Source organism: Alcaligenes sp. NLF5-7 (assembly GCF_024266725.1).
Taxonomy (GTDB): domain Bacteria; phylum Pseudomonadota; class Gammaproteobacteria; order Burkholderiales; family Burkholderiaceae_B; genus Alcaligenes; species Alcaligenes phenolicus.
In genome coordinates, this window is sequence record NZ_CP100755.1 from 111,993 (window position 1) to 126,084 (window position 14,092).

Below are 14,092 nucleotides of genomic sequence, written 5' to 3' on the forward strand. Positions count from 1 at the left end.
ATTTATGAGCAGATAGTCAGGCGCCTTTTCTGGCCGCCTGGCATACCACATCCCTATTCCCATTTTTAATCGCACACAGGTCTGTTTTGACATTTCATGTCGTCAGAACAAGGAGGACTGCTGTGCGCTCCTCAGATTATTTAGATCGGCATCAAGAAAACCGTCCTTGAGGACGGGTTGTGCCCTTTGTTTTCTCGCAGCACAGTCATAATTACGCATTTGAACGAAAAAAAATTAGGAGAACAGTGTGTCTCAGCAACATTCATCTGGACTGCAGCGCTCGTTGAAAAACCGGCACCTGCAACTGATAGCAATTGGAGGCGCTATCGGTACAGGGCTATTTATGGGATCAGGCCGCACCATTAGCCTGGCCGGACCCTCGGTCTTGTTTACCTACATGATCATTGGGTTCTTTTTATTCTTTGTGATGCGGGCGATGGGGGAATTGCTCCTGCATAACCTGGAATACAAATCTTTTGTGGATTTCTCCGCCGATATTCTCGGGCCCACCATGGGTTACTTTCTGGGCTGGAGTTATTGGTTCTGCTGGGTGGTTATCGGTATTGCGGATATTGTCGCCATTACCGGCTATACCCAGTTCTGGTGGCCGGACATTCCGCTCTGGTTACCCGGCCTGGCATGCATTGCCTTCTTGCTGATCTTCAACCTGCTGTCGGCCAAATTGTTTGGGGAGCTGGAGTTCTGGTTCGCCCTGGTCAAGATCATCGCTATTGTGGCCCTGATTGGTGTGGGTGCTTACCTGCTGTTTACCGGCTTTGTCGGCCCAACCGGCGAAAAAGCCAGCCTGACCCACTTGTGGGATCGCGGCGGCATGTTCCCCAATGGCCTGCATGGTTTCTTTGCGGCCTTCCAGATCGCCATCTTTGCCTTCGTGGGGATCGAGCTGGTGGGTACGGCCTCGGCTGAAACGGCTGACCCTGCCAAGAACCTGCCCAAAGCCATCAACAAGATTCCCGTTCGCGTGATTGTGTTCTACGTGCTGGCCCTGACCGCCATCATGACCGTCACCCCCTGGGATATTGTGGCGCCCAACAAGAGCCCGTTTGTAAACATGTTCTTGCTGATTGGCGTGGGTGCAGCAGCAGCCATCATCAACTTTGTGGTGCTGACCTCGGCCCTGTCGTCGGCCAATAGTGGCATGTTCTCGACCGGCCGCATGCTGTACGGTCTGTCCAAGAACAAGCTGGCTCCAGAGGCATTCAGCCAGTTGTCGCGTAACGGCACTCCCCGTAATGGTCTGATCTATTCTTGCGCCCTTTTGCTGTCCAGCCTGTTCCTGCTTTACGCAGAAGGCGACGTAATGCGTGTGTTCACCATTGTGACCACCGTGGCCAGCATCTGCTTTATCTTTGTCTGGGCCGTGATTCTGATCACCTACCTGAAGTACCGTCGCATTCGTCCTGAGGCCCATGCCGCATCGAGCTACAAAATGCCCTTTGCGATTCCCATGTGCTACCTGACCCTGGCGTTCTTTGCCTTTGCGCTGTACCTGTTCAGCCAGGAAGAAGAAACCCTGATCGGCCTGATGGCTACGCCATTCTGGTTCCTGGCCTTGTTCATCTGCCTGCCTTTCTACAAGAAACGCATGAAGCAAGATCTGGCCCTGGGTCTGGCCGCGCAAAACATGCGCTAAGTTGTTGAAGTACACGGCACGGCTCTACCCGGAGCCGTGCTGATGCAGTCGGGTCTGGCCACGTTCTACACAACTTGGCTGGCACACACTGGCAACACTCCACCTTGCTGTCCCTGGACAGCAGATCTGGAACGAGGCTGGAGCCCGGCAGCAAAAAGCCACCCGAACGGGTGGCTTTTTTCATGCTCATTGTCGCCCCGAAAATCTGGCTTTCACCTTCAGGCCCAGCACGATTTCCCAAGAAAATCACCCTTATTTACGCCTTATTACCCTTAATTATTAAACTCAAGTTTACGTAAGGGTAAACCCAAGTTGTGGCGCTTTGGAGCTTACTCATAGACTAAACCCGGTGTGTGGCCAATAAAAACGTACAAAAGGGACAAGCATGGTTTTGCGTCTAATCGACTCAATCAATGAATGGATAGGAAAGCTCATTTCCTTTATTGCCATCATTTTCTCCGCCATTATTATTTACGAAGTGTTCATGCGCTATGTGATGAATCAGCCCACTCGCTGGACTTTTGACGTCACCAAGCAGCTATATGGGTTCTACTTTCTGATGCTGGGCGCCTACGCACTTAAACATCAGGCCCATGTCCGGGTGGATTTGCTGATCAACCGCTTTTCCCCCACCGTTCGCAAATGGACCGAGATTGCGGGTTATCTGATTTTCTTCTTCCCTTTTGCCTGGGTATTTCTGACACGCAGCTACGACTTCGCCATGCGCTCGCTGGCGCAAGGCGAAACCACGTACGGCGCAGTACAGTTGCCCGTCTATCCCTTGAAGATGTCCATGGTCCTGGCCGCCGTGCTTTTGCTGCTCCAGGGCATTGCTGAAGTTATTCGTTTGTTGACCCAGAAGGAAGCCGCTCACCATGACGCCTGAACTGATTGCACTTGTCATGGGTGGCCTGCTCCTGCTTGGGCTATTCATGGGCCATCCCTTGGCCTTTGTTCTGGGTAGTACCGCCGTCATCGGCGCAATGGTGGCTGGCAAGCCCATGGTTCTGGGCATTGTCGTCAACCGCATTTACGGCGATGTCCTGGACAACTACACCCTGATCGCCATTCCTTTATTCATCCTGATGGCGCGCTTCCTGTCCGACTCGGAAGTGACTGACAAGATGTTCGAAGCCTTGCGCCTGCTCATGTCCCGCGTTCGTGGCGGGCTGGCACTGGCCGTAGTGTTCATCTCCATCCTTCTGGCAGCGACCACCGGCATTATTGGCGCCTCCATTACCGTCACCGGCATGATGGCCTTGCGCCCCATGTTGCGATACGGCTACTGCCCCAAGCTGACCACCGGTGTTATTGCGGCCTCCGGCTGTCTGGGCATTCTGATTCCACCGTCCATCATGTTGATCTTGATGGCCAGCTACTCTCCCCTGTCCATCGGTGAGCTGTTCGCTGGTGCATTGATACCGGGTGTCCTGCTGGGCCTGCTGTATGCCGTCTGGGTGGTGTTCGTAGCCTGGCGTCACCCGGAACGTGCCCCCTCGGTGGAGCCTGATGAAAAGATCTCCAAGCCCGCCCTGATCCGCATGCTGCTGGTGGAAGCCGTGCCTCCTATCTTTTTGATTCTGGGCATTCTGGGCTCCATGCTGGCCGGTATTGCAACGGCCACGGAAGCCTCGGCCATTGGGGTGTTGCTGTCCCTGCTGATCGTTATTTTCCGGGGCAAATTCAAATGGTCCATTTTCCTGAATGCGCTTTACGAAACGGGCCGTACTTCCTCCATGATCTTATTTATCGTGGTGGGTGCAACCGCCTTTACCGGCGTCTTTAATATCACCGGCGGTCTGGGTGCCGCACAGGATCTGATGCGTGGCCTGGATATGGAGCCCTGGCTACTTATCGTGGTGATGCTGCTGATTATTTTTGCGCTGGGCTGCTTTCTGGACTGGACCGGTATTGTCCTGCTTTCCTTCCCGATTCTGTTGCCCATTGTGCAAGAGATGGGCATCAGCCTGCTATGGTTTGTGATTCTGGTCGCCGTTGTGTTGCAGACCTCTTTCCTGACCCCTCCCTTTGGTTATGCACTGTTTTACTTGCGGGCCATTACGCCCAAATCCGTCAAAACCATGGAGATCATTACCGGCGTCATTCCATTCATTGCCCTGATTATTTTGATGTGCATCTTGCTGGCCATTTTCCCTGGCCTGGCCACTTGGCTACCCACCGTCCTGTACGGAACCTAAATAAAACAAGGAGACACCATGAAACTGACAAAGAAGGCACTCTTCGCCTTGACGGGTTTTGCCCTGCTGGGCATGACCAGCCTGAGCCAGGCGGCACAAAAGTGGACCATGACCAGTACCTGGCCCGCTTCGATCGAGCTGGTGGAGCTGGACAAGAAATGGGTAGAGCTGGCTAACAAGCTGGTCGGCGACGAACTGAAAATCGAGTTCTTTGAAGGCGGCGCACTGGTTCCAACCGGCGAGGTCTTCAGCGCGGTGGAGTCCGGCACCATACAAGCCGGAGCCGACTGGCCGGGCTACTGGGCAGGCCGCAACCCCGCTTTCTCCCCTTTAGGAACACACTCCAGCCTGTTCAACGCGGTTGACTACGCCAACTGGATCAAGGAATGGGGTGGCGCCGAGCTTTATAACGAAATCTACGGCAAGTACGGCATGGTGTACCTCCCCTACGCCATCACCAATAACGAATCCGGCTTCCATACCAATGTGCCGATTCGCAATCTGGAAGAAATCAAGGGCAAGCGTCTGCGCCTCTCTGGCCTCGAACAAGGCAAGGTGCTGGAAAAGATTGGTGGCACGCAGGTTTCCATGGCTGGCCAGGAACTGTATCAATCGCTTGAACGCGGCGTGATCGAGGGAGCCGAGTTCTCCACGCCGAACGTGGACGTTTCTGCCGGGCTGCATCAGGTCACCAAGCACTGGACCACGCCGGGTTGGCATCAGTCCGCTTCCGTGTTTGGCGTCATGATCAATAAAACCGCCTGGGATGCACTCAGTGATTCGGCCAAGGAGAAACTGCAAATTGCCGCCGACGCCACCATGATGTGGTCCATTGCTTTTACAGAGAAAAAAGCGACAGAAGGTCTGCGCACCTTCCAGAAAGCTGGCGTGGAAATACACCGCATGGATGATGAAAGCCTGAAGACCATTCAGCAAGTCACCAACGAGGTGATGATTTCCATGGCTTGCAGCAATCCTGATGCGGCCAAGGTATATGCCAGCCAGATGGAGTATCTGCACGACTACAAGGACTGGCGCGAAACCTCCATGCCCTTCAATCTGGGACGTCCGATTGATGGCCCGGATCTGGAGAAAATCAAAGCCTGCCTGAAATAAAACGCCCTCCTCCAATGAGCTTAAAAGCGATAGTGGTCCGCCACTATCGCTTTTTTATGCGCCCCACAATCAAGTCTGAATCGCTTTGATCGCTACAGGACCTGCAGAAAGGCCAGCAAAGCCTGAAGTTCCTCATCGCTCAAGTTCAAGACCTGTATCCGTTCCGATTTACGCGGCACCAAAAGCCCGGTTTCTTTGGGGTCCGGCCCCATTGCCACGTCATACATACGCAACAGGCCATCCAGGCTGGGGAACAAACCGTTATGCATCCAGGGACCTGCCTTGGCAACATTGCGCAGGCTGGGTGTTCGGAACAGCCCCAGATCCGCAGGGTCTCGGGTCCATTCAAATCGTCCCAGATCCTGCAAGCGACGCCCATAAAAAGACAGACCGATATTGTGAAAACCGTTGTCTGTCAGCATGGGGCCGTTATGGCAATTCATGCAGCGTGCCTTGGTACGAAACAAGTGCAGGCCGATCAGTTCCTGATCATTCAAGGCAGCCGTATCCCCGGCGATAAAATCATCAAAGCGCGTTGCTGCCGGGCGAATGGTAACGACATAGGCGGCCAAGGCACGGGCCAATCGGTCGGCGTCGATGGGATTAGATGAGGATGCGCCATAGGCCTGTTGAAATGCCTGTCTATAGTCTTCTGAGTCCTGCAAACGTGGGATCAAGTCACTCAAGGCATGGTTCATTTCTACCGGGTTTTCTATGGGGCCGACAACTTGCTCCTGCAAGGTTCGAGCACGGCCATCCCAGAACAGATCTTTAGCAAAAGGCGCAGCAAACAAGGGTGGAGTACGGCGTTTTCCCATCAAGCCATCCTCCCCTACGGCTGATGCCTTGCCATCGGTAAAGGACTTGTCGGGCTGATGACAGGAGGCACAGGAGATCTGCTTTTTACGGGACAACTGCTTGTCAAAAAACAGGCGTGCCCCCAAGGAGACGATCTGCCTGTTCTTGGCATCCTCTGCCGCCTCGGGCTGGGCGCTGGAGCCAGGCCCAGGCACGGGCCCCCACTCTTGCCAGGGCTGCCCCGGATCAATAGTGGGCGCAGGCCATTGAGCGGGGACATTTTTATAGAGGGCGCGTAGACACCTGGCCTCAAGCATGTCCTTAGCTCCACAGGATTGCTCTGTTGTCTCCGACGCGGAAAGCCCCGTAGTGACCACAGGAGCAGAAGCTAAACCTGAGCCAAGCTTCTGGTCCGCTCCTGTCTCCACTCCCCCCGCAGCGCAAGCTGCCCCTGACAGCACGGTTGCCAGTGCCGCCATCAGCAAACTTGCGCCAGCTTGTCCCCCTTTTAATACCGATAGGAAGCGCGCAGCCACAGCTCTCGTCCTGTGCGATATAGGTTCGGGTTCAGCACCGAGGTTGGTGTCGAAACCACCACGGGTGCTTGCTTGTCCAGCACGTTCAGCACATCCAGCCCCAGGCCCAGACCTTTAAGCATGGCCGGTTCCCAATCCAGACGCATATCCCAGGTCCAATAAGAACCGACCCGACCGGATTCATACTTCTCCAGCCCATCGCCCCTATTCAGACCCACATAGTGCACATCCATGCGGGCGCTGTTCCAATTAATCCGGTTGTTCATCTGCAAGCCATACCGCGCCCACATGCCGGTTACGCCAGCGCTGACTCGCCAAGGCAGGTTGTAGTCCCCCACTGGACGATCACCACGGCGTATCAGGTCGCCGTTGTAATAGATGTTCTCCTCCTGTGCCTCGGCTTCACCGTCATAACCGTCGGCCAACTTGTTATTACGCTTGCTGTGCTGATAGGTCACATCCACACGCCCCGTCCACAAGCTCTCGCCCAAGGTCCAAGGGGCCGTATTCATCAAACTCAAGGTAACGGCATCGGTTTTGGACTTGCCATTATTGGTGTAGGTGTAGCCTGTCTTCGCCAGCCCTTCGATAGAGACTTGTTGACGGCCATAGCGGCGCACATAGGCCAGTTCGGCGGCCACTTTGTTCGTCAGCTGTTGCTGCAAACGCAAGGCCCACTCGTCGTCATACGGGGTTTTCAGGCCATCCAGCTTGTAGGCCGTATGCGAAGGACGGTCTACCGGATTGCCGCCCGTCACGAGCAAGGTGTGCAACTGGCTCTTGCGCTCGCGCATGGCAATTCCAAGAATATCCATTCCGTAATAGCGCGACCAGCCACCCGACAGACGGGTTTCACCCGTTCCCAGCACATCCCATTCCAGCAAGGTACGGGGGGCCAGATTGATGTTGCTAAAGTAGTTGTCCTTATCCATGCGCAAGCCCGTTGTCAGGGCCAGACGCTGCCAGGACATGCGATCCGATACATAAACGGACGCATTGGTATAGCTGACGCCCACCTCTCCAGCGCGGTAATAGTTCAAGACCTGCACCTTGCTGGGCTGCCCATCGCTGTAATGGCGTTTCTGCCCCCCGTAGGCATCCCGATCTCGGACAAATTCTCCCTTGGTATGGGCCAGCTCAAAGCCCACGTAGGGCGTATGTTCAATGGCCCCGGTCTGAAACGGCTTGAACTCCAGTCGGGTCTTCATGGTCAGATTGCGTTGCTCGGTGGACTCCTGCCCGAAACCACCGCTGATATAGGTGTAGTCGGGGCGGCCATTGGGCAGAAACACCATATTGACCATATATTCCGTGCCGTCGGAATTACGGTAGCTGTTCATCTGGTCATAACCCAGCTGAACCCGCCCTTGCCCCCAACCAAAGTCATGATTCAGGTCGAAACCCAGACCATAGGCTTTTTGTTGATTCTGCCACTGAACACGATTGGCCATCATGCCGGAATCGACCAGATCCTCGCGTCGATCCGCGTACTTGAAGGTCAAGGCGGAGTCCGTGCTGGCGCTCCAACGGGTATGGACTTTGGCGAACACATTATCGACACGGTCTTTGGAGTTGGTATTCACATCGGTGAATTCCTTCTCGTGCAAGACACGCATGGTGCGATCAATGCTGGACTCACGCCGGGACACATTGATCAAGGCCGCAGTATTGCCCGTAATGCCCACATCCAGCATGGCGGACGAAAAACGCTTGGTCCAGGCAGGGGTGAAACCGGGTTCACCTGCCCCGAACTTTTTCTTCTGCTCTTCTGGCACGGTCTGCGAGGTCAGCCCGGAGGAGTTGTAGCTGAAGTCCGCACGGAAGCTGTTATTGCCCTTGGGATCACGCACCTTGGCATCGACCACGCCCCCAGTGAAGCGGCCGTATTCCACGGGAATGCTGCTATCGAGCACCGTCACGCTTTCCAGCATATTCGTGTCCAGGTTGTAGGCCTGGGAGTAGGCAGGCACATTGCCCACCTGCAAATTCAAATTGCGGCTGGCAGGATCAATCTGATTGGTGGAGCTGATGCCATCAATCTGGAACTGATTCTGGAACGGACTGGCCCCGTAGAAGCTGATATCCTCCAGCGCCAGAGAGCCACGGTTGGCACTGGTTTTCGCGGCCTCGTTCTGACGCACGGCCGGGTTATCGGCCAGAAGACTGGACAGGTCGCGGTTACCTGCAGCACGTTGATCCAGTTCCTCGCGGGTATAGTTGCGTTCACCAACACGCTGGCCTTGTACGCGGACGGGCTCCAGCACGGACAAACCTTTGGCAACAGTAGCCGTCACAATCGTATAGCGCTGATCGCCCTGGGCTCTGGCCGCCAGTCCCCAAGGGGCCAGTAAGGTATCCAAGGCCTGCTCAACCGTCAGTTCGCCCTGCAAGGCCACGGCTCGCTTTTCCCGAACCTGTCCCGGTGAAAACGCAATTTCCACCTGGGCCAGACGGCCAATTTGCAAAAGTGCATCCGCCAAAGGCTGAGAGGCCATATCCAGCACAATAGGCCCGGCAGCGTGTGCCGGCATGGGCTGCATCACGAGCAAAACACTGGCCATCAAGAAAGCCATTTGCCCCTGCTTGAAGCGCGAGCCTTGGGAAGAAGAAAGGGACTTGGTTGTCACGCCGGGGCGAGCTTGCCTGCGCAAGGCAAAAAGAGACGGCGTGTCCTGCAAAGCGCACTTCATGATTGAGCATCCTATGTAAACAACTACCCTCAGGACGCTGTGCTACCCCTCTCCCCTCACCCCTGATTGCCATCGTATTTTTTAATTGTTAATAATTATCATTAGTAAATAACTATAAGTCCTGGTAACTCCTTGATTTGCAAGCCTTGGCCCGAGGTCAGCAAGTTCAGGGCAGCGGCTGGGCGAGCCGCTTGCACCACACCGGACACTCGCATTGAGCCCGCCTGCTCGCTGCCAATCCAGATCACTCGATGGGTGTATTCGCCCAACTGGCGGGCTACGTCCCGCAAGCTGACATCATCAAAGCTCAGCAAGCCGTTCACCCAGGCGGGCGCCGCTTCCGCATATGTGGACGTTGCAGGCTGAGCCAACTGCGCCCGCAGTTGCCCGCCCGCTACCGTGGCACTGTCTCCCGGCTGCAAGATCACTGGCTGCGAGCTCTCGCAAGACTGGCACTGCACCTGCACGGTATGTTCGTATACCGCCACGGCGCTGATCTGATCGTTAAGGCTGACCTCGTAGCGCGTTCCCAAAGCCGTCGCTTGTGCCGGACCGGCCTGCACGATGAACGGACCTGTCTGGGGCGAAGCAGGCACCACCTGGAAGAAGGCACGCCCCGACTCCACGCTGACTTGTCGTTGGCCATTTTCAAAATTCAGACGCACACGAGTCTGTGCGTCCAGAATCGCCACCGAGCCATCAGGCAAACTCAACTGAGTGATCTCCACCCCGCTGCGGATCGAGCCTTGCAGCTCAAACATCTGCCAGGCGTAAAAAGAGACGCCCATCAAGACACAGGCACTGGCCAGGGTTTTGACGCGTGACTTTCTCTTTTTACGGGCGATAGGCAACACCGAAACCTGATCCAGCCTCCGCCAACTGGCTGCCAAGGCATCGTAGGTTTGAGCATGCAACGGATCGGCTTCATACCAGGCGTCGAACTGAGCCAGGGCGTCCGGCTCCAGCTTGGTGCCTTCTTTACGCACCACCCAGCGGGCGGCGTCTTCATCTACTCGGCTCCAGGCCGAATCTGACTGCGCGTTCATACTGCGGAATTAAAGACTTGGTGCGCCACCAACAAAATGCGCATCATGTGTTTCTCAATCGTGCTCTCGGACACTGACAACTTCTGGGCGATCTGCGCGTAGCTCATCTCTTCACAGCGATGCATCATGAAAATCCGCACACTGCGCTGGGACTGGGCCATCAAGGCCTGCTCCAGACGTTGCAAGGTTTCCTTGGCCAGCACTTCCTCGTACGTATCCGGGGCATGGTGATGGGCAACACTCAAGGCGTAGCCATCGAAAGCAGCCTGCTCACGTGTTTTACGCCGATACCAGTCCGCCGCGATATTGGCAGCCACTCTGAACACATAGGCCCGGTGGTTGTCCACCGCGACCTGCTTGCCCTTCTCCAGCAAACGCAGCCAGGTATCATGAGCGCAATCTTGCGCCAGTTCAGAGCAATGAGTACGCCTGCGCAGATAGCGGATCAAATCCGGGTAGTGGGTCAGGAACGCCGCCGTCAGCTTGGACATAGAGACAATCAGGTTAATATCTAATTAGCAATCATTCTCATTATTATATACAAGTCCTGCACCTTGTTTGCGACTACCTGCCTTCAATACATTGGCTGATAGTTGCTGTCGCCTGGATGTATTCCCCTGTCTGTACGCATAAAAAAAGCGCAGCGTGTCTATACGCTGCGCCTGAAAAAACCTAAGTTTGAGTACTTAGGCTTTCTTCAAATACATGGCCTTCAACAAGTAGCTGATCCCATCAATCTTGCAATCGACTTCGTGGTCACCACGAACCAGACGTATGCCTTTGGCCTTGGCACCTTTCTTCAAGGTGCTGGAGCCTTTAACCTTCAAGTCGCGGATCAGAATCACATCGTCGCCCGCAGCCAGCAAGTTACCGTTGCTGTCCTTGACGATCAGCTCATCGTCATCGGTATCTGTTTCGGCAGCCGGGTCCGCGTCTTGCCATTCATAGCCACAATCGGCACATACCCATTGCTCGGTGTCATGGTAGGTATTTTCCAAGGTGCACTGAGGACAGGGAAGCGGTGTGCTCATATTTTTTTCCTGTAAAAAGCTGGGTGCTGCTGCACCAGAAGTGCGGCCAGTTTAGCCCTTTGCATCAGGAAGACCAAAAACGCAAGATTCACATCAACCATGGCAATGAGCTTGCGGCCAAGCCGTACCTCATTCATAGCAACGTCAGCCCCCTTAAAAAGGGCAAATAAACTGCGCATCAGGCTACAGAATTAACAATCTCTTCAAGCACCAATCCCATACTGCCTCCACCGACTGTCTGACCGGCGCTGATCGCTTGCGTACCAGATAGAAATCCGGCCCTAAAGCCCCTGCTTCCGCCACCTGCACCAGACGCCCAGCGGCCAGCTCTGTTGCCACAAAAGCCCTGCACGCCAAAGCCACACCTTGACCCGCCATGGCTGCATCCAATGCCAGCGTTGTCTGGTTGAACACCGGGCCCGGCAATCTGCCACTGCCTTTCAAAAACGTAGCCCAATGATCGTGAGCATCATGCAATAAAGGTAAAGCACGCAGTTGCTCAATCGACAATGGAAGCGTCATGCTCCCTACCAAACGAGGGCTGGCCACGGCCAACAGATCCTGACGAAACAATAGCCGGGCCTCCAGATCCGGAGCAAACGGTGGACGAGTCAGGCGCACGGCAATATCAACCTGATCGCGCTCAAAATCCGACAAGGCCTCGGTTGCCACGGTACGCAGCTCCACATCGGGCAAGGCCGCTTGCAAATCCCCCAGGCGGGGAATCAGCAATTTGGCCGCCACCGTGGGCGTGACGCTGATCGTGACTGTATCGGGGCGTACCAACAAACGCCCTGTTGCATCAGCCAAAGTGTCAAAAGCACGAGTCACCTCGGCCAAATAGGCCGCGCCCGCTAAAGTCAGCTGCAAACCACGTGGATGACGCTGAAACAGCGCAAGCCCCAGATGCTCTTCCAAGGCCCGAACTTGCTGGGCGACCGCACCTTGAGTCACGCCCAGCTCATCAGCAGCGGCACGAAAACTCAAACGACGGCCAGACACTTCAAAAGCACGCAAGGCATTGAGCGGAGGCAATGAACGGCGAGATTTCATCATTTTTTTGACAGTAGTTTTTCTACATCCTGGAGGGTTTATTTATCGCATGATTTTTCCATTCCAGACTGAAATAATAATATCAATCTCAACATATGGAGGCTCTCATGACTGTAGAAAAAGTAGCACTTATTAGCGCAGGCGGCTCGGGCATGGGCGCCGCTGCGGCCCGCAGGCTGGCTCAAGATGGTTATCGCGTCGCCATCCTGTCCTCCTCCGGCAAGGGCGAGGCACTGGCTAAAGAACTGGGCGGGGTGGGCCTGACTGGCTCGAATCAATCTAACGAAGATCTACAGCGCCTGGTTGACCTGGCCATGCAGCGCTGGGGGCGTATCGACGCCCTGGTCAGCTCCGCTGGACACGGTCCACGCGGCCCGGTTCTGGAGATCAGCGACGAAGACTGGCATAAGGGCATGGATGTCTACTTTCTGAATGCCGTGCGTCCAGCACGACTGGTAGCGCCCATCATGGCCGCGCAAGGTGGTGGGGCTATTGTGAATATTTCTACAGCCTGGGCGTTTGAGCCTGCGGAGATGTTCCCCACTTCGGCGGTATTCCGCGCCGGGCTAGCCAGCTTCACCAAGATTTTTGCGGACAGCTATGCAGACAAGAATGTACGCATGAACAACGTGCTGCCTGGCTGGATTGATAGCCTGCCGGCGACCGAAGATCGGCGAGAAAGCGTGCCTATGGGACGTTATGGAAAAGCCGAGGAAATTGCCGCGACAATTGCGTTTTTGTTGTCGGATGGGGCTGGCTACATTACGGGACAGAACATCAAAGTGGATGGTGGACTGACTCGGTCGGTGTGAACTGCCAAGAGCTGAGCTGACTGGCTGTGCTCACACTAAGGCTACTGTTCGCACACTAAATAAAGGCCTTATGGGATCCATGAATTCAATCCAGCAGCTGAGGAATAAACCAGCAAAGCAATAATCATGTCTTGACCCAATGCTACGGTGCCTGGAAGTCCAGGTCGGCTCGAACGAGAGCCGACCTACTCACACCGCACAACATCAACTCTGAACCTCTGCACCAAAAACTCCAGGCGAACAATCACATCCCAGCTGCTAACGCGCTTGCCCGTGCCACGGAACAAGCTTGGCCTGCAATCGACGCAAACCGATTTCAAGCACAAACGCCACCAAGGCAATAAGCAGAATCCCCGCCATCACCACATCAGTTGCCAGAAACTGCCCTGCTGACTGAACCATGAATCCCAAACCACGCGTGGCAGCAACCAGCTCCGAAGCCACAAGGGTTGACCACCCCACTCCCAAACCGATGCGCAAGCCCGTCAAAATATCAGGCAAGGCACTGGGGATAATGATGTAACGCAGCAACTGAGCACGCGTCGCCCCCAGAGATTGAGCCGCACGCAGTTTCACCGGATCCACATTACGCACCCCGCCAGCCGTCGCAATCGTGATCGGCGCAAAAATCGCCAGATAAATCAGCAGCACTTTGGACAGCTCGCCAATCCCAAACCAGATCACGATCAAAGGCAAATACGCCAGCGGCGGAATCGGGCGATAGAACTCAATCAAAGGATCCAGAATGCCCTGGACAATACGATTACGGCCAATCGCGATACCCGTAGGAATCGCCAACAGAACAGCCGCAATCAATGCCAAGCTGATCCGCCACAAACTGGCCACCAAATGCTGCTGCACTGTGGCGTCCATATAGCCCACCGAGAACAAACGAGAAACACGGCTCAGCACAGCCTGGGGTGAAGGCAGGAACAGCGGGTCCACATAGCCCCACTCGGTAAGGGCCCACCACAAGAACAACACCCCACTTAAAGTGAGCAAACTGATCACGGCAATAGACGTTTGCCGAGGTTTAGTGGACGCTGATTGATTAGGCTTGGAATCGCTGCACACACTTAAAGACGAAGCGCCCGACAAACCTGCGATATCGCCTGCTTGCAGAACCTCGCCAGCGACAGAGGATTTCATAAACAATCT

At 55.1% G+C, this 14,092-nt stretch carries 13 protein-coding genes; 5 read left to right on the top strand and 8 right to left on the bottom strand.

Going from position 1 to position 14,092, the window contains the following annotated elements:
- Nucleotides 1-247: 247 nt before the first annotated feature.
- The 4 genes from MID00_RS00585 to dctP all read left to right on the top strand — a co-directional run bounded on the left by MID00_RS00585 (nt 248) and on the right by dctP (nt 4,968).
- Nucleotides 248-1,654 (top strand): amino acid permease, encoded by a 1,407-nt coding sequence (locus MID00_RS00585; RefSeq protein ID WP_031232286.1) that lies wholly within the window; start codon nt 248-250, stop codon nt 1,652-1,654.
- Between the two features lie 385 nt (nt 1,655-2,039).
- On the top strand, nt 2,040-2,540 hold the full coding sequence (locus MID00_RS00590; protein WP_254499531.1) for a TRAP transporter small permease subunit: 501 nt from the start codon (nt 2,040-2,042) through the stop codon (nt 2,538-2,540).
- On the top strand, nt 2,530-3,852 hold the full coding sequence (locus MID00_RS00595) for a TRAP transporter large permease subunit (protein WP_009458431.1): 1,323 nt from the start codon (nt 2,530-2,532) through the stop codon (nt 3,850-3,852). The genes MID00_RS00590 and MID00_RS00595 overlap by 11 nt, the downstream gene beginning before the upstream one ends.
- 18 nt (nt 3,853-3,870) lie before the next feature.
- Nucleotides 3,871-4,968: a TRAP transporter substrate-binding protein DctP gene (dctP, locus tag MID00_RS00600; RefSeq protein WP_026484510.1), complete on the top strand. Its 1,098-nt coding sequence runs from the start codon at nt 3,871-3,873 to the stop codon at nt 4,966-4,968.
- 92 nt (nt 4,969-5,060) lie between these two features.
- Here the strand turns inward: dctP and MID00_RS00605 are convergent, their stop codons facing one another.
- The 7 genes from MID00_RS00605 to MID00_RS00635 all read right to left on the bottom strand — a co-directional run bounded on the left by MID00_RS00605 (nt 5,061) and on the right by MID00_RS00635 (nt 12,125).
- Nucleotides 5,061-6,083 (bottom strand): cytochrome-c peroxidase, encoded by a 1,023-nt coding sequence (locus MID00_RS00605; RefSeq protein WP_254499532.1) that lies wholly within the window; start codon nt 6,081-6,083, stop codon nt 5,061-5,063.
- Nucleotides 6,084-6,274: 191 nt separating this feature from the next.
- The gene (locus MID00_RS00610; RefSeq protein WP_254499533.1) at nt 6,275-8,992 is read right to left on the bottom strand and encodes a TonB-dependent receptor; all 2,718 of its coding nucleotides are present in this window, start codon (nt 8,990-8,992) and stop codon (nt 6,275-6,277) included.
- Nucleotides 8,993-9,093: 101 nt separating this feature from the next.
- Nucleotides 9,094-10,038 (bottom strand): FecR domain-containing protein, encoded by a 945-nt coding sequence (locus MID00_RS00615; protein ID WP_254499534.1) that lies wholly within the window; start codon nt 10,036-10,038, stop codon nt 9,094-9,096.
- Nucleotides 10,035-10,529 carry an RNA polymerase sigma factor gene (locus tag MID00_RS00620; RefSeq protein ID WP_254499535.1) on the bottom strand — a complete coding sequence of 165 codons (495 nt, stop codon included), beginning with the start codon at nt 10,527-10,529 and terminating at the stop codon, nt 10,035-10,037. Before MID00_RS00620 ends, MID00_RS00615 begins: the two co-directional genes overlap by 4 nt.
- 195 nt (nt 10,530-10,724) lie before the next feature.
- Nucleotides 10,725-11,069, bottom strand: a complete 345-nt coding sequence (locus MID00_RS00625) for a zinc ribbon domain-containing protein YjdM (RefSeq protein ID WP_026484515.1) — start codon at nt 11,067-11,069, stop codon at nt 10,725-10,727.
- Nucleotides 11,066-11,248, bottom strand: a complete 183-nt coding sequence (locus MID00_RS00630) for a hypothetical protein (protein WP_254499536.1) — start codon at nt 11,246-11,248, stop codon at nt 11,066-11,068. The genes MID00_RS00625 and MID00_RS00630 overlap by 4 nt, the downstream gene beginning before the upstream one ends.
- Before the next feature lie 4 nt (nt 11,249-11,252).
- On the bottom strand, nt 11,253-12,125 hold the full coding sequence (locus MID00_RS00635; RefSeq protein ID WP_254499537.1) for a LysR substrate-binding domain-containing protein: 873 nt from the start codon (nt 12,123-12,125) through the stop codon (nt 11,253-11,255).
- Nucleotides 12,126-12,229: 104 nt separating this feature from the next.
- Here MID00_RS00635 and MID00_RS00640 point away from each other — a divergent pair, with 104 nt between their 5' ends.
- On the top strand, nt 12,230-12,934 hold the full coding sequence (locus MID00_RS00640) for an SDR family oxidoreductase (protein ID WP_254499538.1): 705 nt from the start codon (nt 12,230-12,232) through the stop codon (nt 12,932-12,934).
- 258 nt (nt 12,935-13,192) lie between these two features.
- Here MID00_RS00640 and tauC read toward each other — a convergent pair whose 3' ends face one another.
- Nucleotides 13,193-14,083, bottom strand: coding sequence for a taurine ABC transporter permease TauC (gene tauC / locus MID00_RS00645; RefSeq protein ID WP_254499539.1), 891 nt, complete (start codon nt 14,081-14,083; stop codon nt 13,193-13,195).
- Between the last annotated feature and the right edge of the window lie 9 nt (nt 14,084-14,092).

What these genes read in the sequence shown, in the direction of transcription:
- MID00_RS00590 (WP_254499531.1), top strand. Translation starts at nt 2,040, where the DNA reads ATGGTTTTGCGTCTAATCGACTCAATCAATGAATGGATAGGAAAGCTC.
- MID00_RS00595 (WP_009458431.1), top strand. Translation starts at nt 2,530, where the DNA reads ATGACGCCTGAACTGATTGCACTTGTCATGGGTGGCCTGCTCCTGCTT.
- dctP (WP_026484510.1), top strand. Translation starts at nt 3,871, where the DNA reads ATGAAACTGACAAAGAAGGCACTCTTCGCCTTGACGGGTTTTGCCCTG.
- MID00_RS00605 (WP_254499532.1), bottom strand. Translation starts at nt 6,083, where the DNA reads ATGCTTGAGGCCAGGTGTCTACGCGCCCTCTATAAAAATGTCCCCGCT.
- MID00_RS00610 (WP_254499533.1), bottom strand. Translation starts at nt 8,992, where the DNA reads ATGAAGTGCGCTTTGCAGGACACGCCGTCTCTTTTTGCCTTGCGCAGG.
- MID00_RS00615 (WP_254499534.1), bottom strand. Translation starts at nt 10,038, where the DNA reads ATGAACGCGCAGTCAGATTCGGCCTGGAGCCGAGTAGATGAAGACGCC.
- MID00_RS00620 (WP_254499535.1), bottom strand. Translation starts at nt 10,529, where the DNA reads ATGTCCAAGCTGACGGCGGCGTTCCTGACCCACTACCCGGATTTGATC.
- MID00_RS00625 (WP_026484515.1), bottom strand. Translation starts at nt 11,069, where the DNA reads ATGAGCACACCGCTTCCCTGTCCTCAGTGCACCTTGGAAAATACCTAC.
- MID00_RS00630 (WP_254499536.1), bottom strand. Translation starts at nt 11,248, where the DNA reads ATGCGCAGTTTATTTGCCCTTTTTAAGGGGGCTGACGTTGCTATGAAT.
- MID00_RS00635 (WP_254499537.1), bottom strand. Translation starts at nt 12,125, where the DNA reads ATGATGAAATCTCGCCGTTCATTGCCTCCGCTCAATGCCTTGCGTGCT.
- MID00_RS00640 (WP_254499538.1), top strand. Translation starts at nt 12,230, where the DNA reads ATGACTGTAGAAAAAGTAGCACTTATTAGCGCAGGCGGCTCGGGCATG.
- tauC (WP_254499539.1), bottom strand. Translation starts at nt 14,083, where the DNA reads ATGAAATCCTCTGTCGCTGGCGAGGTTCTGCAAGCAGGCGATATCGCA.